Source organism: Listeria monocytogenes (assembly GCF_900187225.1).
In the GTDB taxonomy this organism is placed as follows: domain Bacteria; phylum Bacillota; class Bacilli; order Lactobacillales; family Listeriaceae; genus Listeria; species Listeria monocytogenes.
Genome location: NZ_LT906436.1, coordinates 2,601,115 through 2,621,641 on the forward strand (window position 1 = coordinate 2,601,115; position 20,527 = coordinate 2,621,641).

Annotated in this window: 24 protein-coding genes and 1 CRISPR repeat array (1 of these 25 cut by a window edge); of the genes, 2 read left to right on the forward strand and 22 right to left on the reverse strand. The window is 37.1% G+C overall.

Annotated features, from left to right (window positions below):
* A CRISPR array of direct repeats spans positions 1–121; the repeat unit is 36 nt; unit sequence GTTTTGGTAGCATTCAAAATAACATAGCTCTAAAAC (it extends 1,897 nt beyond the left edge of the window).
* A 128-nt stretch (positions 122–249) separates the two neighbouring features.
* The 11 genes from csn2 to CKV70_RS13230 all read right to left on the reverse strand — a co-directional run bounded on the left by csn2 (position 250) and on the right by CKV70_RS13230 (position 11,604).
* On the reverse strand, positions 250–912 hold the full coding sequence (gene csn2 / locus CKV70_RS13180) for a type II-A CRISPR-associated protein Csn2 (RefSeq protein WP_014601170.1): 663 nt from the start codon (positions 910–912) through the stop codon (positions 250–252).
* Positions 902–1,243 carry a CRISPR-associated endonuclease Cas2 gene (gene cas2, locus CKV70_RS13185; RefSeq protein WP_003723648.1) on the reverse strand — a complete coding sequence of 114 codons (342 nt, stop codon included), beginning with the start codon at positions 1,241–1,243 and terminating at the stop codon, positions 902–904. The genes csn2 and cas2 overlap by 11 nt, the downstream gene beginning before the upstream one ends.
* Positions 1,240–2,106 (reverse strand): type II CRISPR-associated endonuclease Cas1, encoded by an 867-nt coding sequence (cas1, locus tag CKV70_RS13190; RefSeq protein WP_014601171.1) that lies wholly within the window; start codon positions 2,104–2,106, stop codon positions 1,240–1,242. The genes cas2 and cas1 overlap by 4 nt, the downstream gene beginning before the upstream one ends.
* Entirely contained in the window at positions 2,107–6,111 is a 4,005-nt protein-coding gene (gene cas9 / locus CKV70_RS13195) for a type II CRISPR RNA-guided endonuclease Cas9 (RefSeq protein ID WP_014601172.1), read from the reverse strand.
* Between the two features lie 509 nt (positions 6,112–6,620).
* Positions 6,621–7,100, reverse strand: coding sequence for a hypothetical protein (locus CKV70_RS13200; protein WP_014601173.1), 480 nt, complete (start codon positions 7,098–7,100; stop codon positions 6,621–6,623).
* 224 nt (positions 7,101–7,324) lie between these two features.
* The gene (rpsI, locus tag CKV70_RS13205) at positions 7,325–7,717 is read right to left on the reverse strand and encodes a 30S ribosomal protein S9 (protein ID WP_003723652.1); all 393 of its coding nucleotides are present in this window, start codon (positions 7,715–7,717) and stop codon (positions 7,325–7,327) included.
* Positions 7,718–7,738: 21 nt separating this feature from the next.
* A complete protein-coding gene (gene rplM, locus CKV70_RS13210; protein WP_003727703.1) occupies positions 7,739–8,176 on the reverse strand; it encodes a 50S ribosomal protein L13 in 438 nt (145 codons plus the stop codon).
* Between the two features lie 194 nt (positions 8,177–8,370).
* Positions 8,371–9,117, reverse strand: a complete 747-nt coding sequence (gene truA, locus CKV70_RS13215) for a tRNA pseudouridine(38-40) synthase TruA (protein ID WP_003733032.1) — start codon at positions 9,115–9,117, stop codon at positions 8,371–8,373.
* Between the two features lie 5 nt (positions 9,118–9,122).
* Positions 9,123–9,920, reverse strand: coding sequence for an energy-coupling factor transporter transmembrane component T family protein (locus CKV70_RS13220; RefSeq protein WP_003733033.1), 798 nt, complete (start codon positions 9,918–9,920; stop codon positions 9,123–9,125).
* Positions 9,921–9,922: 2 nt separating this feature from the next.
* A complete protein-coding gene (locus tag CKV70_RS13225; protein ID WP_003728531.1) occupies positions 9,923–10,789 on the reverse strand; it encodes an energy-coupling factor ABC transporter ATP-binding protein in 867 nt (288 codons plus the stop codon).
* Positions 10,765–11,604 (reverse strand): energy-coupling factor ABC transporter ATP-binding protein, encoded by an 840-nt coding sequence (locus CKV70_RS13230; RefSeq protein ID WP_008948839.1) that lies wholly within the window; start codon positions 11,602–11,604, stop codon positions 10,765–10,767. The genes CKV70_RS13225 and CKV70_RS13230 overlap by 25 nt, the downstream gene beginning before the upstream one ends.
* 130 nt (positions 11,605–11,734) lie before the next feature.
* Between CKV70_RS13230 and CKV70_RS13235 the strand changes: the two genes are divergently transcribed.
* Together CKV70_RS13235 and CKV70_RS13240 are read left to right on the forward strand one after the other, a co-directional pair.
* Positions 11,735–12,397, forward strand: coding sequence for an MgtC/SapB family protein (locus tag CKV70_RS13235; RefSeq protein WP_014601174.1), 663 nt, complete (start codon positions 11,735–11,737; stop codon positions 12,395–12,397).
* A 117-nt stretch (positions 12,398–12,514) separates the two neighbouring features.
* Positions 12,515–13,405 (forward strand): acetamidase/formamidase family protein, encoded by an 891-nt coding sequence (locus tag CKV70_RS13240; RefSeq protein ID WP_003733035.1) that lies wholly within the window; start codon positions 12,515–12,517, stop codon positions 13,403–13,405.
* Between the two features lie 38 nt (positions 13,406–13,443).
* Here CKV70_RS13240 and CKV70_RS13245 read toward each other — a convergent pair whose 3' ends face one another.
* The 11 genes from CKV70_RS13245 to rpmD all read right to left on the reverse strand — a co-directional run bounded on the left by CKV70_RS13245 (position 13,444) and on the right by rpmD (position 20,518).
* Positions 13,444–14,538: a DNA glycosylase AlkZ-like family protein gene (locus CKV70_RS13245; RefSeq protein ID WP_009930725.1), complete on the reverse strand. Its 1,095-nt coding sequence runs from the start codon at positions 14,536–14,538 to the stop codon at positions 13,444–13,446.
* Between the two features lie 207 nt (positions 14,539–14,745).
* Complete coding sequence (gene rplQ, locus CKV70_RS13250; RefSeq protein ID WP_003723675.1) at positions 14,746–15,153, reverse strand: 50S ribosomal protein L17; 408 nt, start codon at positions 15,151–15,153, stop codon at positions 14,746–14,748.
* 16 nt (positions 15,154–15,169) lie between these two features.
* A complete protein-coding gene (locus CKV70_RS13255) occupies positions 15,170–16,114 on the reverse strand; it encodes a DNA-directed RNA polymerase subunit alpha (protein WP_003723676.1) in 945 nt (314 codons plus the stop codon).
* 109 nt (positions 16,115–16,223) lie between these two features.
* Positions 16,224–16,613, reverse strand: a complete 390-nt coding sequence (gene rpsK, locus CKV70_RS13260) for a 30S ribosomal protein S11 (protein WP_003720926.1) — start codon at positions 16,611–16,613, stop codon at positions 16,224–16,226.
* A 22-nt stretch (positions 16,614–16,635) separates the two neighbouring features.
* Positions 16,636–17,001, reverse strand: coding sequence for a 30S ribosomal protein S13 (gene rpsM, locus CKV70_RS13265; protein ID WP_003723677.1), 366 nt, complete (start codon positions 16,999–17,001; stop codon positions 16,636–16,638).
* A gap of 18 nt (positions 17,002–17,019) precedes the next feature.
* Positions 17,020–17,133 (reverse strand): 50S ribosomal protein L36, encoded by a 114-nt coding sequence (gene rpmJ / locus CKV70_RS13270; RefSeq protein ID WP_003720928.1) that lies wholly within the window; start codon positions 17,131–17,133, stop codon positions 17,020–17,022.
* Positions 17,134–17,236: 103 nt separating this feature from the next.
* Positions 17,237–17,455, reverse strand: a complete 219-nt coding sequence (gene infA, locus CKV70_RS13275; protein ID WP_003720929.1) for a translation initiation factor IF-1 — start codon at positions 17,453–17,455, stop codon at positions 17,237–17,239.
* 385 nt (positions 17,456–17,840) lie between these two features.
* The gene (locus CKV70_RS13285; protein WP_003723678.1) at positions 17,841–18,488 is read right to left on the reverse strand and encodes an adenylate kinase; all 648 of its coding nucleotides are present in this window, start codon (positions 18,486–18,488) and stop codon (positions 17,841–17,843) included.
* Between the two features lie 59 nt (positions 18,489–18,547).
* Entirely contained in the window at positions 18,548–19,843 is a 1,296-nt protein-coding gene (secY, locus tag CKV70_RS13290; RefSeq protein ID WP_003723679.1) for a preprotein translocase subunit SecY, read from the reverse strand.
* On the reverse strand, positions 19,843–20,283 hold the full coding sequence (gene rplO / locus CKV70_RS13295) for a 50S ribosomal protein L15 (RefSeq protein WP_003723680.1): 441 nt from the start codon (positions 20,281–20,283) through the stop codon (positions 19,843–19,845). The genes secY and rplO overlap by 1 nt, the downstream gene beginning before the upstream one ends.
* Positions 20,284–20,338: 55 nt before the next feature.
* A complete protein-coding gene (gene rpmD / locus CKV70_RS13300; RefSeq protein ID WP_003720933.1) occupies positions 20,339–20,518 on the reverse strand; it encodes a 50S ribosomal protein L30 in 180 nt (59 codons plus the stop codon).
* Between the last annotated feature and the right edge of the window lie 9 nt (positions 20,519–20,527).

The window sequence follows — 20,527 nt, forward strand, 5'->3', positions numbered from 1 at the left end:
TAGTTTCAATTGCTGATAAGTTTTGGTAGCATTCAAAATAACATAGCTCTAAAACTCAAAAGCGCGCATGAGGAAGAAATCACGAGTTTTGGTAGCATTCAAAATAACATAGCTCTAAAACCTCGCAGAATTTTTTCTTTCCTCCAAGATTCCGTAATCGCGCCATTCATCCATAGCAAGATTTCAATTTTGAATGCTATTTTATGGTTTACATAAAATTTATTTTGTTTTCAAAGAACAGCGGTTACCTTATACACTATTTTCCACATGTAAAAAATAATCAGAATCTAAAGTAACTTGCGGAGATCCTTTTATTTTTCTAGGTTCAATAAATAGTACTTTGACTTGATATAAAGAGATATACCGTCTCAACTCTAGCAGTTCTTCCTCTGTAAGATAGGAACACACGTTAATAAGTACTAACAATTTCTTTTTAGATAGATATTTATAGACTTGTACTATTTCAATTAACTTCTCAAATACGGTATCGCTTTTTGTTTCTATTTTTATTCCTAAAGCTTTGAATAATTCAATGACCGTTATTTCATCTTCTTCTAAATCCAGCTCATGCTCCAATAATTCGTAACCTATCAACTCGCTAATCGTCGCGGTTAATTTGTCAATCATTGACTTTACTTCAGGCTTTTCGTTAAGTTGCTGTTCCAAGTCCGCATAAATTAATTTTAGCGTTGCTGCGGAATTGATATCATGTCCTAACACATCGGTAATCAACATCAACTCACTACTTTTCAATGGTTGATGTTTCGCGTCAAAAATGGTCAATTCTTCTATTTCCTCGTATTGATAGAAAAATCTAGTTACATTAGCAAAAACACGTACATCTTCTATTACAAATATAGTAGAATCTTCAATTTGTATGGGATCGTCGAGTAATTTAAAATTAAAATTCATCCGCATCATCTCCCAAGAAAACAAGCCTTGCATCTGAATTACCTATGCTTTTATTTTGTTCACCACTTAAATATACCATACGCGCAAATTGTTTTTCTGTCACAGTCAATAAAGTAATCAGTCCCTTTTTAGGATTTTGTTGTTTTAAACGCGCGAGCATCGCCTTACTGGCAGTTCCGTTTAATAAAATTTTGCTATAGACAGAATATTGATGCATAATAAACCCCTCGCTCAATATAAAGCGTCGAAATTGACGATAGGCTTTTCTTTCTTTTGCTGTGTCTGTAGGCATATCAAACATTAATAACATTCTCATATATCGATAACTCATATCCTAAATTCAGGAACTCCTTCCCTTTCTTCATTTAAGACTTTTACAATTTTCTTAGTATAATCACTCGCAATGTTCGTCAAAAACATATGTTGGTCATTATAGTCAAATTGCTTGGTGAACAATTCGAATAACGAGCGTTTGATTACCTGAAAATCCTCATTGCGTTTCTCATAAACAATTTGATCCACTAGCGGCCGAAAAGGCTCCATTAAGTCACTAGCCAAATTAAAATCATTAAATTGATTGGCGTGTTTTAACCCAAATTGAGTCATACAACCAGATTTCACCAATTCTCTTGCAAAAATACTTAATAGCAAAGTATAACCATAATTCAACCCACTATTAATATCGTTTTCTTGCTCTCTCGTAAAATCATTTCCAAAAAGCTGATTAAAATATATTCTAGCTGCGTGACCCTCACGATTGGTAGGGTCAAAAACAGCTAAAGTTTCATGTAAATTTATTAAGGAGCTTGCCTTCTCATCATAATTCAGCATCGATAAATACGTACTTTGATTTAATATTTTTTGAGAAATAATTTCCGTCCACACCGCAGCCTTTAATTCAGCGTCCCATTCCAATTGCTTTGTTAATTGCAAACTGCTATCGTGCCGGCCGTAAAAAGGAAGCACTTTTCCAATAGGCAATCGCTTATCATCACAAAAGAGAATCAAAATATTCTCAGCTACTAAGCAGTTAATTAGCATGGTAGTTAAGGTAATATCTGTTGTTTCCAGAATGAGCACATCAATTTCTGATAGATGAATCATTTCTTGTTGATAAGCCGATTTAAAAACTAGATGCTGGTTCTTGTATGATAATTTCGAATGCGAATTTACAACAACTGTCCGCCACCCCATTTAGTCATCCAGCCTTTTTCGTGATTCATAAAGCCCCGTGATTGATTGGTAGATGATGGTGGAGCTTAATAGTTCTTTGAGATTGGTATATCTTTTACGATCAATAGTGGCTTCAAAAAATTTAAAACTTGCCGGCGCGCCCATCGCATTAAATGCCATTAAATCAACAAAAGATTGTGCAATTGCCTGGATATCACCTTCTTTATTTTGTTCAAAAAGGTTATTAATTTTGCTTAAATTAGCATCAGCTAAGGTATATCTTGTCGCAAATTCCGATACTTGAGCTAATAATTCACTAAACGTTTCTCTGTGGGCCTCAATATATTTCAAACTCTTTCCATCACTCGCCTCACAATTTTTCGCATGATACAGCAACGATACTAAATGATTTGACAATACTAGCTGATTTCCTTTTTGCGCTTCATTAGCACTAGCTAGCATTCTTCGGCGCCCTTTTTCACATTCATATAATGTATATTTCGGTAATTTTGTGAGAACTTTAGGATGACGATAACCTTTTTCTTCTAGGAATGCTTCCTCATCTTTTTCAAACATCTTACGCTCCATGATAGTAATACGAATAATTTTTTTCTCAAAAATTAATTTCTTTTTCCCCTTCGCATGTTCGATGATAACTGCATACGCCATATTAGGGCTATCAAGACCACCATATTTCATCGGATCCCAATTTTCTTTTCTAGGAATTAATTTACTGGAATTTCCTTTTGGCTTAATTGTAGCTTTTGAAAATTCTCCTTTTTGAATTTCTGTTTTCTTAACAATATTCATTTGTCGATAATCTAGGACTTTCTTTATAGTTTCCAAATATTTTTTATCCCAAAGAATCTCACCATTTTCATCTATTATCCGTTCTTTTTGACCAAAGAATAACATGATGTTTGTATAAAATTGTTTTTTCGCGGTAGCTTTATTTGCTTTAAACCAATCAAATTGATGATACTCTCCATATACAAATTCTGGTTCTAACTGAGGATATACTTTTAACAATGTATTTGCAACAACACCATTCAAATATGCATCGTGCGCATGGTGATAATCATTAACTTCTCGCACCTTGTATAATTGAAATTGCTTACGAAATTGGCTAACCAGCGCAGATTTTAACGTTACAATTCGAACTTGTTCCATAGTATTCCCATGATTATCTGTTTCATTATTAAAACGTTGATGTAAAATATTAGCCACATTTTTTGTTATTTGACGAGTTTCTACTAATTGTCTATGAATAAATCTCGCTTTATCCGCGTCTGTAAGACCACCACGTTCAGCTTTAGTTAAATAGTCAAATTTGCGTTTACTCATCAAATTCCCTTGGTATAGCTTCTCCCAAAATACTTTTCTCTTCCGAACGATTTCTAGTGGCGGAACATCGCCCCCTTTTTCCCGATTCCCAGCCGAACTCGTTAACACAAGATTATCAATGGAGTTATCTGTTATAAAACTCTGCGGCACAATATGATCAATATCATAGTTAGAAAGATTATGAATATCTAACTCCTGTCCAGTATACATATCCTTCCCATTCTGTAAATAATACAAATACAATCTATTATTTTTTAATTCTTGATTATCAGTCGGATGTTCTTTTAGAATTTTACTACCAAATTCTTTAATCGCTTTTTCTAATGATTTATAACGTGGTTTAGAATTATTTTTTCCTTTTCCTGTTGTTTGATTTTCTCTTGCCATTTCCACAACAATTGTTTGAGGTGGATAACCCATTATACTAACCAGTTCATCGACAATCTTCAAACTTTGTAGAATACCTTTTTTAATAGCCGGGCTACCAGCAAGGTCTGCTACAATACTTTGAAGGTCTTTATCCGTTGTAGATACTTGTTCTTTCTCAATTATTGATTTGAACGATAAGTTACTATCATTTATTAATTGCATCAGATTGCGGTTAAGTCCATCATCATTCATCAAATAATCTAAAATAGTTAGGTGAGATTGTTTTTCACGAATCCCAACAAGTAATTTAGCTGATAGCCTTCCCCATCCCGTATAATGTCGTCGCTCTAATTTTTTCAGAACACCCCCATCCAGAACATCAGAAAATTGCTGTAATTGCTCTTTAATCATGGGTTTATCTTCAAACACAGTTAAAATTTTGACTATGTCTTCTAGCATTTCCGTATTTAATGGGTTATCAAGAATTTCTTGTTTCATTCCTACCTTCAGTAAATCATGGTAGGTAGCATAGCTAGCATTAAATGAGTCCTCCAAGCCTTCAATGGTTGGACTTTCAATATGGTTTATATTACGTAAAAACAATTCTAAATCTTTCTTTTTCACTTTACGTTTTTGTTTAAATAAGTCATTAAAAATCTGTTGTTTTTCCTGGCCTGAAAAATAGTTCGTTTTCCCTTGATCATCAATGTATCTAACTTTGGTTAGCTCATTATAAACCATGTATTTTTGATAACAAAGACTATGTTTAGGTAACACATTTTCTTTAGGCAAATATGTATCTTTATTCGTCATCTTTTCAATGAAATCTACCGCAGACTTGCCGAAATCTACTTTTTCTTCTATATTCCATGGTCTAATTTCACCATCAGCTTTTCTTGTTAACCAAGCAAATTCGCTTTGTCCTTTAGCTAAGGGACCTACAAAATAAGGAATTCTAAAAGTTACTAAACTCTTTATTTTTTCATAGTCTTCTCTTAAAAAAGGATAATATTTGGCTTGTTGATGTATAATAGCTTCTAATTCTTCTAAATGTAATTGATGCGGAATAGCTCCATTATCAAATGTCCGTTGTTTACGTAAAAAGTTTTCTTCTTCTATTTTAGCAATAAAATAATCGGCGCCTTCGATGTTCTCCAATATCGTTTTCAGGTACTTATAAAAATCTACTTGCTTGGTTTTGCCGTCTATATAACCCGCGTAACCATCTATCGCGGCATTATTAAATATTTCTTGATATTGCTTAGGTAAGTGAAGCTTAATAAATGCTTTCAGCTCACCTAAATCTTTTTCGTGTGCATCAAAACGTTCAATCATGCTTGCAGATAACTTCGCGTTCGTTTCAGTAGCAGTTACTGTAATAATACTTGATAGCACCACAGCATTATATGTATTTTTTGCCGCAACAAATAGTTCTGCATATTCATCCCCAATTATCGCCAGCAATGCCTCTAAGTCTTCTTCATAACTATCTTTCGCGCACTCAATATCCGTTTTCTCAATAAGATCAAACACCTTTTGAAAATTTCCTTTGCTACCCACAATCAAGCTTATGAATTGCGCAAACATTCCTGTAGATTTTTCACCCGGATATAATTGTAAAATTCTTTCAAATTTTTCTCTTCGCGTAAATTTTCCAGCTAGAATATTAGCTACCTCTATATTTTCTTCCACTTTAGCTAGAGTACCTTCTTCAATATTGCTCATAAACACTTGATTATAAGTCTGTATAAATTGCTCATACACCCCATCTACTGAGGTATTTTTAGTGTCTAATGCTCCCTCAATTAAAAAGTTTCCACGATATTTTATAATATGAGCCAAAGCTAAATAAACCAATCTTAAATCAGCTTTTTCCGAAGAATTAACCAGCTCTTCACGCAAGTGGTATATTGTCCGATAGTTTTTGTGGTACGCTACTTCTTCCTCTATAGTTGCAAAAAAAGGATGGCGACTATTTCTTTTTTCACTGTCGACATAGAAACTATCATTTAATCGACAAAAGAAATTAGCGTCGATATTAGCCATCTCTACTGCAAAAATCTCTTGTAAATAAGAAATTCGATTTCGTCTTCTCTCTATCCTTCTTCTTGCTGTTCTGTTCATTCTACGGTCAACTGCAGTTTGACCATCATCAAATAGTCTAACACCCCAGAAATTTTTCTTTATCTGCTTTTTATCCGAGTTTCCAGCAACTTTCATTTTCCTCTTCACTAAATCATATTGATTTGTTAAAACTGCCCATCCCACTGAATTAGTTCCGATGTCTAAGCCAATTGTGTACGGATTTTTCATATTCTTCATCCCTTCAACCTGTTTTTAGTTGCATTCTTTTTATAATTTGGTACAATGTATATATTGTTAGTATTCAAAATAACATAGCAAGTTAAAATAAGGCTTTGTCCGTTATCAACTTTTAATTAAGTAGCGCTGTTTCGGCGCTTTTTTTGTGCATTTTTTTATAGAACTTAAAATTGTGACAATGCCATTTTTCTATGTATATTAAGATATACTATTTATACTAATATCCATTTCATCTCTTTATCTAATTATTACGAACCTTTAATTATTATAGCATATTTCAATAAGTTTGTTATAATAATCACAATAAATTATTATCTAGTTCATTCTAGCAAGACAATAATCTAAGAATATAATATAAATAAAAGAACAAACCATTTTTAAATGGATTGTTCTTTTATTTACTCCTGAAAAAATTAATTATAGACTTACGTTCAAGATTTATGAGAAGGTTCTTTTTTTGACCAACTTATTAGCTTACTATCCTTCTTGAAAGTTATTTATTAATCAATATCCGAATTATACGTAGATAAATCTTCACTATCTGGGTAATTATCTTTTAACCCTTCTATAAGATTTGTGTTTTTTGATAGAGCAAGAAATATGGAACTATCCCACGAAATTAGTTCAGTATTCGATAGTGGATTGGATAAATGAACATCTTTTTTCCATAAATCACTATTCCCATCAGCAAAAGGAATCGGATATTTTAGAATGTCTTTTAATTTTGTATTAGAAGGATAACTTGTAAAGTTCCCCCATATGAACATAACTTCTTCTTGATTTAATATTTCTTTCAATTCCGTTCCTTTCATCCAAACATACTCTTCCTCAAAAGGGATTTGTTCAAAAGGATATATATTACATTCATAACTGCTGACTAGCCACATACAATTCAATTCTTCCTCTGGTAATAAGTTAAATACTTCAGACATATTAGTAAAATAGCCCGAATGCATTTTATTTATGATTAAGCCTTTCATTATTGTCTCTCCTAACTATTTCATTTGCCTGGTCTTGGATTTTTCGGATCATTCCAATAATACCAAATTACTTATATAACTCATAATTTATTTGCACTTTAATCTCACTGCAAAATAGCCACATCAATCTTATTCTATGTAATTTTGTCTAACTATGCCAAAACTAAAAAACAAACAAAAAAAAAGCATTTCCTCCGAAAAGGGAAATGCTTTGAAACGACATATTAACGTTTTGAGAACTGAGGTGCACGACGCGCGCCTTTAAGTCCTGGTTTTTTACGTTCTTTCATACGTGAATCACGAGTAAGTAGGCCAGCAGATTTAAGTGCTGGGCGGTACTCAGGAGCCACTTGTAATAGTGCACGAGCTACACCATGACGGATAGCACCGGCTTGACCAGTGTAACCACCACCGTGAACGTTTACTAGTACATCATAGTTACCTAAAGTTTCTGTAGCTACTAAAGGTTGTTTGATAACTTCACGAAGAGCTGCAAATGGGATGTAATCTTCCCAGTCTCTATTGTTAATAACGATTTTGCCGTCGCCTGGTACTAAACGTACGCGAGCTACAGAGCTTTTACGACGACCAGTTCCGTAATATTGTACTTGAGCCACTTAGTATTCCTCCTTTATTAATTAACCGCGTAATTCGTATACTTCTGGTTGTTGAGCTGCGTGTTCGTGCTCAGATCCACCATATACGTGTAATTTTTTGAATAATTGACGTCCAAGAGAATTTTTTGGAAGCATACCTTTGATAGATAGTTCTAATAATTTCTCAGGATTGTTTGTACGCATTTCGCCTGCAGTACGAGATTTCAAACCGCCTGGATATTGAGAGTGACGGTAGTAAATTTTGTCAGTAGCTTTTTTACCAGTAAGACCAATCTTACCAGCGTTGATGATGATTACAAAGTCTCCAGTGTCGATATGTGGAGTAAATTGTGGTTTGTTTTTTCCGCGAAGAATTGAAGCAACTTCACTGGATAAACGTCCTAAAGAAACACCAGTAGCGTCGATAACGTACCATTTACGTTCTACTTCGCCGGGTTTCGCCATATAAGTTGTACGCATGAATTACCCTCCTAAATAAATTGAAACAAATTAGCTCCCGAAAACTGTTCCTAATTCCCGAAATGCTATTCTATATTTTTATTGTTTAAACACAACAACCTTCCGGGGCTTATTGTGGGGCAAACAATACCATAGTCCATAATACAGTTTTTGGAGCAAAAAGTCAATGCGTTCTGCAAAAAAACATCCAATTTTTATTCATAGTCGACTCGCCATAAATATAACCCTTGTGGCGGCGCAGTTTTACTAATTAATTTTTGCCTATCACGTGCTAATAAAGCCTCACTAATATCATCCGGAGAGATTCGACCTTGCCCTGCATCGAGCAGAGTTCCAGTCAAAATTCGCACCATATTATACAAAAAGCCATTCCCTTGAAAAGCAATCACTAACGTCTCATCGTCCTCTTCATAAAAATCAATACTATAAAGCGTCCGGACTTTAGAATCCCGCTCCGTTCTCGCCGAACAGAAACTTGTAAAATCATGCTCGCCAATCAGGCGTTTACTCGCCAATTTCATTTTTGAAATATCCAGTTCATACGGATAATGTAGCGCAAAATTCCGACTAAAAGGATCAAAAATTTTCGTCCGTTTTACCACATAACGATATTCTTTTCCGACCGTGCCAAATCTAGCATGGAAATCGTCTGGTACTTCTTCCACTGTTAAAAAGCTAATATCAAACGGGGTCATGACTTGTAAAGCTTTTTGGAATTTTTCGGCAGTGATATCCAGTTCCGAATCGAAATGAATAACCTGACCTTTCGCATGAACACCAGTATCTGTTCTTCCCGATGCTGTAACCCGCACAGTCTTACCTTTATGCATTTTTGTCAGTGCTTTTTCAATTTCCGCTTGGACCGTACGTGTATTCGGCTGCACCTGATAGCCATAAAACCCACTACCATCATAAGAAATTATCGCTTTATATCTTGTCATTCATTTCAACTCCGCAACCAAAATAATAATCCACTTAATACCGCTAAGGAAATTAACAAAAATGTATCTGCAAATCGCCAGCGTAGTAAACGGAATCTTGTTCTCCCTTTACCACCTCGATAACCGCGAGCTTCCATCGCAATCGCCAAGTCTTCCGCACGCTTAAACGCACTAATAAAAAGAGGCACGAGCAGCGGAATAATCGCTTTAATCCGATCACTCCATTTTCCACTCGTAAATTCAACCCCACGAGCTTTTTGCGCTTTTAAAATTTTCTCCGTTTCATCCATCAATGTTGGAATAAATCGCAAAGAAATACTCAGCATCAAAGCAAGTTCATGTACTGGTAAATGCACTAAACGAAACGGCGCTAAAATTTTCTCCAGTCCGTCTGTTAGTTCAATCGGGCTTGTCGTTAATGTTAAAAGTGTTGTCATAAAAATAATAAGCACAAAACGGCAAAACATCATCGCTCCATTTGCCAGTCCGAGTGTTGTTATTTGTAAAAGTCCTAAATCAACTAAAACTGTCCCGCCTTTCGTAAAAAAGACTTGCAGTAATAGCGTAATTAAAATAAGCCAGAAAATTGGTTGTAAACCTTTAATAAAAAATAAAAATGGCACTTTCGAAGTTAGGACTAAATACAATACATAAACAAACATTAGTGCATACGTCAGCCAATTATTAGCCAAAAAGACAATCGCAATAAACGCCATAACAGCAGTGATTTTCGCGCGTGGGTCAATTCGATGCAACCAAGAGTTCCCCGGAATATAACGTCCGAGAATCATTTTATCCATCATAATTATGCCCCGCCCTTCGCTAAATAAGGCGCCATTTCGGTTGTTAATTCATCAATGGTTAAACAGGTTTTTGTTAATTTCACATCAAATTTGCGCTCAAAAAGTCCTTGGAATCTCACCACATCCGGTACAGATAACCCAAGATCAACCAGTTCGTCTGGCTTCGCGAAAATTTCACGTGGCGTACCGATTTGTAGAACCGTCCCCGCCTTCATCAAGACAATCTTTTCCGCATAACGAGCAGCATCTTCCATACTATGTGTTACAAGGACCGTCGTGAGCCCTTTTTCTTTATGAAGATTGTAGAACATTTCCATGATTTCCTCGCGGCCATGAGGATCTAGTCCTGCTGTTGGCTCATCTAGCACAAGCACTTCTGGATCCATCGCCAAAACACCTGCAATTGCAACCCGGCGCATTTGCCCACCAGAAAGTTCAAACGGCGAACGTGACAAAATTTCCTCGGTCAGTCCTACTTCATAAATTACTTTTTTGGCGCGCAGTTTCGCATCTTCCTCGGAAACGCCAAAGTTCATCGGTCCAAAACAAATATCCTTTTCAACCGTTTCTTCAAAAAGTTGTGCTTCTGGAAATTGGAACACAATCCCGACTTTTTTACGTAAATCGCGTAGTTTCTTTTGCTTCACGCCGGCAACGATTTCTCGATCACCAACTGTAATTTTCCCTTCTGTAGGCATTAAAAGGGCATTCAAGTGTTGTAGCAAAGTTGATTTCCCTGAGCCAGTATGACCAATAATTGCAGAATAGCTACCAGAATCAAAAGAAACATTCACATCAAGTAATGCTCGCTTTTCAAAAGGGCTATTTTTTTGATAACAATAACCTAGTTGTTCGAGTTTAATTTCCATAATTGATCTAGTAATGCTCCTTCCGATAGCACGGTACTTCCTGTTTCAAAGCCACCTGCAACTAATTTTTCTTGTAATTCAATAATAAATGGAACCCCTAGGCCAATTTCTCGCATTGCATCTGCTTGCTGGAAAATTTCTTTCGGCGTACCTTCACTATGAATCTCACCTTTATTCATCACGATTACCCGATCTGCAAAAAGGACTTCATCCAAATCATGCGTAATCGAAATCACCGTAATATCTTCCTGTTCGCGCATAATTCGAATAGTTTCCATTACTTCAGCGCGTCCTCTTGGATCAAGCATCGAAGTCGCCTCATCCAAAATAATCACATCCGGCTGCAGCGCCAAAACGCCCGCAATTGCGACACGTTGCTTTTGCCCACCAGAAAGTCTCGCCGGTTCATGTAGCGCGTAGCTTTGCATACCAACTTCATTCAAAGCCGATTCCACACGTTCGACCATCGTATCATGTGGAACACCGTGATTTTCAAGCCCAAATGCCACATCATCTTGCACAGTAGCCCCGACAAATTGGTTATCCGGATTTTGGAAAACCATGCCTACTTGTCGTCTAATTTCCCATATATTTTTTTCAGACAAAACAAAATGCCCGATTTTAATTAAGCCATCTTCCGGAAAAAGTAAGCCGTTTAGCAATTTTGCAATAGTTGATTTACCTGAACCATTATGACCAACAAGTGCAACCCATTCCCCTTTTTGAGCAGAAATAGATACATCTTTCACTGCATATTTTTCCGTATCCTCATATTTATAAAAAACGTGCTCTAATCTTACAAAACTTTCTGCCACGCTTAACACCTCACTTTTTGACCATTCATTGTTTATTATAGTATAAACATCCATCCGGCGCAAAATTTCCTTTTTGATTGTTTTGGTTTAATGCCAAAGGGAATATATTAACGTTAAGGATGTGATAACTATGTTAGCAGATTTTATTTTACGGCTTGTTGTTGCGGGTCTCCTTGGAGCAATTATTGGACTTGACCGAGAAATCAGGGCGAAGGAAGCTGGATTCCGGACACATTTCTTGGTTTCTTTAGGTAGCGCTTTGATTATGATCGTCTCTCAGTACGGTTTTTCTCAAATCGCCACCATGCAAAATGTATCGTTCGACCCAAGTCGTGTCGCTGCCCAAGTGGTAAGCGGTATTGGCTTTATTGGCGCTGGTACGATTATTATCCAAAAGAAATTCGTTCGCGGTCTAACAACAGCTGCCGGACTTTGGGCGACAGCTGGTATCGGACTTGCCATTGGCGCCGGGATGTACTGGGTTGGTATCGCCGCTACTTTACTGACATTAATTGGTTTAGAGTTTCTCAGCATTATTTTTAAATCGTTCGCCTTTCATACAACTGCGATTATTTATTCAACCGACAAACAGGAAAACCTCGTCAAAGTTACCGATCAAATTAAACAAAACAAACAGCAAATCATTTCCTACTCCAGCGAAAAAGAACTCATTGGCGAAAGTCTTTTTATTCGTGTAAATATTGTTGTAAAAACAAAGAATAAGAACGATGAATATGAACTATTTCACTTTATCCAAACACTTCCTAATGTAACGGTGGAAAAAATGGAGTAAACAGAGCTTTTCCAATGATTTTCACACGTTTTTGTTCACAGAATATCCATTTACTTCCGGCTTCCCCTTTTGCTATAATTCACCCGTCAGCATAAACAGAATAGGAGAAGGGATGAAATGAAAAACTTTGTAACCTCAGAACGTTCGATTTTTGAGATGGAAAAATCAACGGAACCTGCGATTAGAGTGAAAGATGGCTCTGTGGTAAAAATAAAAACAAAAGACCACTTCAATGGCCAAATTCACGCCAAACAGCTTCATTACGGGGAACTAGATTGGAAACAATTTTCACCAACTACCGGACCAATCTATATTGAAGAAGCAAGACCGGGGGATTTATTAGCTATAACGATTGAAAAAATTGAACTCCTAGGGACGGAGGTCTTTTTGCTAAACGGGCCGAACATCGGGATAACAGATGATTTATTAACAAGCAACTCCACTCGATGCTACAAAGTCGAAAACAACCAGATTATCTATTCAGAAGATATTCATATTCCGATAAGGAAAACAATCGGCCTATTAAAGACAGAAGAATTAAATCCAAGTAAGGTACCTACTAAAAACGGCGGACTACTTGACTCTTCCAAAATCACAGAAGGCGCAACAATCTTTTTACCAGTTGAAAAATACGGCGCATCACTTCATGTCGGCAATGTTCGAGCAACGACTGGTTTCGGAAAAATAACAGCAACAAGTGCAGAGGCGCCGGCGGAAGTCACTTTACGACTACAAATCCTTAAAAATCGCACGGCTCCAACGCCAACAATCATCCATTACCATAACTTAATTTGTTTAGCATCAGATATTACAATTGAAAAAGCTACTCAAAAAACAATGCATAATATGATAACTTTACTTACAGAATCAGACAAGATGACGACAGAGGATGCGCTGTTCCTCATTTCTCTACAAGCTGATTTCCAAGTCTGCAAACTTTGTAAGCCAAACATCACTACAAGTATCAAGTTACCGTTAGATTACTTCCCAGAAATGCCCTTTTTATAAAAAGAAAAACCTCGTTGCGCACTGCAATGAGGTTTCTTTTATATTAGTTCAAAAATGCTGCCTTGATATTTCTTATGCAGGAATCCAGCAAGTTTCATCGCTTCTATTTCAACTATTTTTTGGCTTTTTTTAGTTAACTTTTTACTAAGGTAGAAATTAAAAATGATTTTCTCCCCTGATACTTTATATCGCCACGTTCCGAAAAATTGGCCGTTTATTATCAAGACCGCCTCGATTTGTCCAGCAATGCGCCAAATCAAACTTGTTTCTTTCTCATTCGCAAGCCAATTCTTTTTCGCATAACTAACAAAAAGTGGATCAAATTTTCCTAGGAGTAAAGGCGTATCCATTTCTTGCTCATCGTGCGTTTCTGTTTTACTATAATAAGTTTTTCCGTCTTCTCCAATATAGCAAAAATAGTTTTCAAGCTGTTTTTCGAGGGTCGTCATGTACTCGCTATTGCGCAAACCGCTCCAATGTTTGAAATCCTGTATTGTCGCTGGTCCGTACGCACTAAAATAACGATCGATCATTGTTTCGAGCCCTGTTTGATTTCGCTCGATATTTAGCCATTCTTCATGGGACTTCGAATCAATTCGGCTCCGATGACTATAAAATCGAGTTTTAGGGGACTCCGGCACACAAAACAGCTTACCATCAAGTGAACCTTGAATGAAAACCCCACCCCAAGTCATTAATTCTTTTGCATGGTCGCCGAATAACGCCCCAAAAGCCTCTTTAGGCACTTTCTCGTCGCGCAAGAGTAATTCTTCCATTTCTGCCAAAAGGTCGTCCAAATCGTGTCCTAGTGAGTCTGTATGCTTTCGTGACCAATTGTTTTTGTGCGCATACACATCATGGACATAAAACCAATCATCAGGCGCATACATATGCACGGTCATTCTTTGGCCCCAGATTTTGATTAAGTCTTTTTTATCGTAAGTTATTTGCAGATTTTCTTTCGTCAAATTGTCTACACGGTTAAATAAACTAATCTCTCCAAATTGTTGATACTGGGACTGGATGCCAAATAACGCACGAGTTGCTTCCTCTGCGGTCGGGAATTTAGACTGTAGTAGTCCAGAATTATGTAGTCGATTTTGAGCAATTTGCGAGTCAGTTAACGGGCGCATTCTTAGTCCTCCTCTTATCTTTGGGATTTACTATAGATGTTTTACTGCATAAAGGCAAGAAAAAGACCTGCTATCCGAAGATAACAGGTCAAACAAAAAAAGCCTGCTTCCTAGCCTATGATTAAATAGACTAGGAAACACAGAGCTAGACAAGGAAACACGAAGTCCCCATATCATGACACTCCACTTGCTTTAAACGTTTTATTATTAAACTAATTCAATAATAACCATTGGTGCGCCGTCACCGCGACGTGGACCTTTTTTCAAGATACGAGTGTAACCACCTTGACGTTCCGCGTAACGTGGAGCAACATCATCAAATAGTTTTTGTAGAGCGTATACAGGACGGTTTTTCTTCACAGTAGAACCATCTTTACCTTTAGCATCTACTTGTACTACTTCTACAACTTCATGACGGATGAAAGCAGCTGCTTGACGACGAGCGTGCAAGTCTCCTTTTTTCCCAGAAGTGATTAGTTTTTCAACAACTTTACGAATCTCTTTAGCGCGAGCTTCTGTTGTTTCAATACGTTCAAATACGATTAAATCCGTTGCAAGATCACGTAGTAATGCTTTACGTTGTGAGCTTGTACGACCTAATTTTCTGTAACCCATGGAATTGCCTCCTTTATCAGTTTTCGTTTCTTAGAGATAAGCCAAGGTCAGCCAGTTTTACTTTAACTTCCTCAAGCGATTTACGGCCCAAGTTACGGACTTTCATCATATCGTCTTCGGATTTGTCAGCAAGTTCCTGTACTGTATTGATTCCAGCGCGTTTCAAACAATTATATGAACGAACAGACAAGTCTAATTCTTCAATAGTCATTTCAAGCACTTTCTCTTTATGGCTTTCTTCTTTTTCAATCATAATTTCAGCTTTTTGTGCTTCATCTGTTAAGTTAACGAAGATACTTAAATGCTCAGAAAGAATTTTAGCTCCAAGTGAAACTGCTTCTTCTGGGCTGATACTTCCGTCAGTTAACACATCAAACGTAAGCTTATCATAATTAGTTGATTGTCCAACACGTGTATTTTCCACTTGATAGTTCACACGGATAACCGGTGAAAAAATTGAATCGACTGGAAGTACACCAATTGGCATATTTTCGCGTTTATTTTGATCAGCAGGTGTGTAACCACGACCACGAGTCGCATTTAAACGCACATGAAATTTAGCATTATCACTTAATGTAGCAATGTGTAAGTCGGGATTTAAAATCTCAACGTCGCTGTCATAATTAATGTCAGCTGCAGTTACTACACCAGGACCTTGCATATCAATTTCTAATGTTTTTTCTTCATCAGAATAGATTTTTAGCGCAAGTTTTTTAATATTTAAAATCATGGTTGTTACATCTTCTACTACACCTTCAATTACAGAAAACTCATGTAAAGCTCCATCAATTTGGATAGAGGTTACTGCTGCACCTGGAAGAGAAGATAATAGAATACGACGTAAGGAGTTACCCAAAGTTGTACCATATCCACGCTCAAGTGGCTCTACAACAAACTTTCCATACTTGGCATCATCGCTGATCTCAATCGTCTCGATTTTTGGCTTTTCAATTTCGATCATTCAAATTTACCCTCCTTCAAAACGTCTAGAATATCAGTCTTTATGTCAAACTCTCTGCCTTGATAGTTAAGACAGTAAAAATCTACTATTGGCAAAAGAAAACGACCACTTATACGCGACGACGTTTTGGAGGACGACATCCGTTATGTGGAACTGGAGTTACATCTTTAATAGCTGTTACTTCAAGACCAGCTGCTTGTAGTGCACGGATAGCCGCTTCACGACCTGAACCAGGACCTTTAACAGTTACTTCTAATGTTTTCAAACCATGTTCTTGTGCTGATTTTGCTGCACTTTCAGCTGCCATTTGCGCTGCGAAAGGAGTAGATTTACGAGAACCTTTAAATCCTAGGGAACCTGCACTTGACCAAGCTAAAGCATTACCATGTGTGTCAGTAATCATTACGATCGTATTATTAAATGTAGAACGGATGTGTGCAATACCAGATTCGATATTCTTTTTCACACGGCGTTTACGAGTATTTGTTTTACGAGCCATTCACTAACTACCTCCTTTACTATTATTTCTTTTTGCCTGCTACTGTTTTGGACGGGCCTTTACGAGTACGGGCATTATTTTTTGTATTTTGTCCGCGAACTGGAAGTCCACGACGGTGACGCATGCCACGGTAAGAACCGATTTCGATTAGACGTTTAATGTTTAAGTTTACTTCACGACGAAGGTCACCTTCAACTTTAATACGGTCTAAGATTTCACGGATTTTACCTAGCTCTTCTTCAGTTAAATCACGAGTACGAGTATCTTCAGAAACGCCAGCTTCAGCAAGAACTTCTTTAGCTGTTTGTTTACCGATACCATAAATGTAAGTCAGGGAAATAACAATACGTTTTTCACGTGGAACGTCCACACCTGCAATACGTGCCATTTACTTAAGCACCTCCTCTTATCCTTGTTTTTGTTTATGTTTTGGATTTTCACAAATTACCATTACTTTACCTTTACGACGAATAACTTTACATTTTTCGCACATAGGTTTCACTGATGGTCTTACTTTCATATAGATATACCTCCTTGTTTATTAGAGAAAATGTCTCTATAAACCGATAATTTCTAAGCTGGATAAACCAGACCGGTATATAAATTCAATTTCGGAGTGCAAATTATTTGAAACGATAAGTAATTCTTCCGCGTGTCAGGTCGTATGGAGAAAGCTCTACTGTCACTTTATCTCCGGGTAAAATACGAATGTAATGCATACGGATTTTACCAGAAACAGTTGCCAGTACTTTATGACCATTTTCGAGTTCAACATTGAACATCGCGTTTGGTAGAGTTTCTTGTACTACGCCTTCTACTTCAATAACATCTTCCTTTGCCATATGTTTGCTACCTCCTTCTTGTATTCTTGGATTTGTTCCTGATGCAGGCCTAATCCTTTCAGTGTAACTATTTCTCTTACATGAAAAAAACGTAAAACATGCAAAAATGGATGCACTTCATTAAAAGGCAACACATTTCGCCAGCTTTTCAGACAACCTGTAAAAGTGAAATCCGTAAAAACCAGAAGAACTGTCACTCGCAAAAGTATTGCGGCTGAACAGGTCAGGTAGAACATATACGTCATTCGGATGATCTTCAAACGGTTCTCTCGTTCATCATGATTTGCTTAGATGCCTTTAATTCCACTGCCAATTATCCATTATACTACAAACTAATCTAATTTGCACGCATTGATTTTGACAGTGATTCAGCACAGCTCACTCCTCAAAAAGAAGCAAGAATTTTTTCCACATCTACAAAAACGTCTTTAATTTCTTGCTCGCCGTTTATGTTATGAAGTTTACCCTTTTCAGAATAAAAATCTAGAAGCGGCTTGGTCTGTTTCATATTTACATTTAGTCGTTTTTCAACCGTTTCTTTCTTGTCGTCATCGCGTTGGTAAAGTTCTCCACCATCTAAATCACATTTCCCAGGTACTTTCGGTGGGTTGTAAATTTCGTGGTAAGTTTTACCGCAAGTTCGGCAAATCCAGCGACCGGTAAGACGTTTCATCAAAACATCTTTTTCAACATCAATGTTAATGACAGCATCAAGTTCTGTCCCTAAATCACTTAGAATGTTTTCTAATTCTTGCGCTTGTTCCACAGTACGTGGAAAACCGTCAAGCAAGAAACCATCCTTAGCATCATCTTCGCTTAAACGTTCACGAACGATACCATTTGTTACTTCGTCAGGTACAAGGTCGCCATTATCCATGAACGATTTAGCCTTGCGTCCTAATTCCGTATTATTTTTCATAGCTGCTCGGAACATATCTCCAGTGGAAATATGAGGAATGTTGTATTTCTCAACAATCTGTTCCGCTTGTGTGCCTTTTCCGGCGCCGGGCAGTCCCATTAATACTAATTTCAACTGTTTCGCCCCTTATTACGCGCTAGCTCCTGCTAGGAAATCCTAACAAGAACTGCGTGTTATTTGATAAATCCCCGATAGTTCCTTTTTACAAGTTGTCCTTCGAGTTGTTTCGTAGTATCTAATGCTACCCCGATAACAATTAGTAGGCTTGTACCACCAACGGCAAGTGACTGCGGTAAACTAAACACAGTAGTACCGATAGTTGGAAGTATAGCAACCGCTGAAAGGAAAATTGCACCAACAAATGTTAGACGGTAAAGTACCGATGTAAGATAAGCTTGTGTTTCCCGACCAGGACGTTTACTAGGAATATACCCACCTTGCTTTTTCAAGTTGTCTGCAACTTTCTCAGGGTTCACTTGAATGAAAGCATAGAAATAAGTGAAAGCAACAATTAGTGCAACATATAAAATCATACCAATTGGTTTTGTGTAATCAAACACGTCTTTCAATACTTTTACAACATCGTTACTTTGATCAAAGAAAGTAAGGATAGTTTGTGGTGTAATAATAAATGCACTTGCAAAGATAACAGGGATAACTCCGGCAGAGTTAAGTTTTAACGGCAAGTGCGTTGCTTGCGCGCCCGATTGTTTTGCTCCTGCTACACGTTTAGAGTATTGAATTGGAATTTTACGTAATGCTTGTTGGAAGAAGATTACAGCTACAACAATAGCTAAAATCGCAACCCCTACACCAACTAATGTCAGAACATGTAGGAAAAGTTGATCACCAGCGTTTTCAATTTGCGAAACATATAATTGACGAACTCCATCAGGAATACGAGCAACGATACCTGCAAAGATAATGATGGAAACACCATTACCAACGCCTTTAACAGTGATCTGTTCACCTAACCACATTAAGAACATTGTACCAGTAGTCAATACAATAGCGATAATTGCATATCTACCAATGGAAGGTTCAATTACTAAGCCAGCTGAAGACATGCGGTTAAATCCGTATGCCATACCGAAAGCTTCCACTAAACCAAGTCCGATTGTCATGTATCTAGTAAGTTGATTGAGTTTTTTACGACCCATTTCCCCTTGCTTCGACCACTCAGTCAATTTAGGAACAACGTCCATTTGAAGTAACTGAACAATAATGGAAGATGTAATGTAAGGCATTACACCCATGGCAAAAATTGAGAAGTTTTTTAAAGCCCCACCATTAAATGTATTTAAGAACCCCAAAATACCGCCATCCATACTAGATTGTAAAGCTGCTGCGTTAACTCCCGGTACTGGCACGAATGTACCAATACGGAAAATAACTAGCATTGCTAATGTAAATAGTATTTTTTTACGGATGTCTGCTACTTTGAAGAAGTTAACTAACGTTTGAAACATTAGATCACCTCAGTTTTTCCGCCAGCTGCTTCAATTGCTTCTTTCGCAGCTGCAGAGAATTTGTTCGCTTTCACAGTAAGTTTTTTCTCGATATTTCCATTAGATAAAATCTTGATTCCGGATTTTTCATTACGAATAATTCCAGTTTCAACTAAAAGTTCTGGTGTTACTTCTGTACCATCTTCAAAGCGGTTTAAAACATCTAAGTTCACGATAGCAAATTCTTTACGGTTGATATTTGTGAATCCACGTTTTGGAATACGACGGAAAAGTGGAAGTTGTCCACCTTCAAAACCTAAACGTACGCCACCACCAGAACGAGCTTTTTGTCCTTTATGACCGCGTCCTGAAGTTTTGCCGTTACCAGAGCCTGTTCCACGACCAACACGATTACGTTCTTTACGAGAACCTTCTGAAGGCTTAAGTTCATGTAGTTTCATGTCAAGCACCTCCTCCTATTTAACAAATTCTATCAATTGCATAATAATTTTAAGCTTAAACTTCTTTGACGTCCACTAAATGACTTACTTTAGTGATCATCCCACGAATTGCAGGATTATCTTCTTTAACCACTACAGAATTTGTTTTACCAAGACCTAATGCTTGAACAGTTTTGCGTTGTGGTTGAGGGCGTCCGATTAAGCTACGTTTTAGAGTAATTTCTAACTTCGCCATAATGATAAT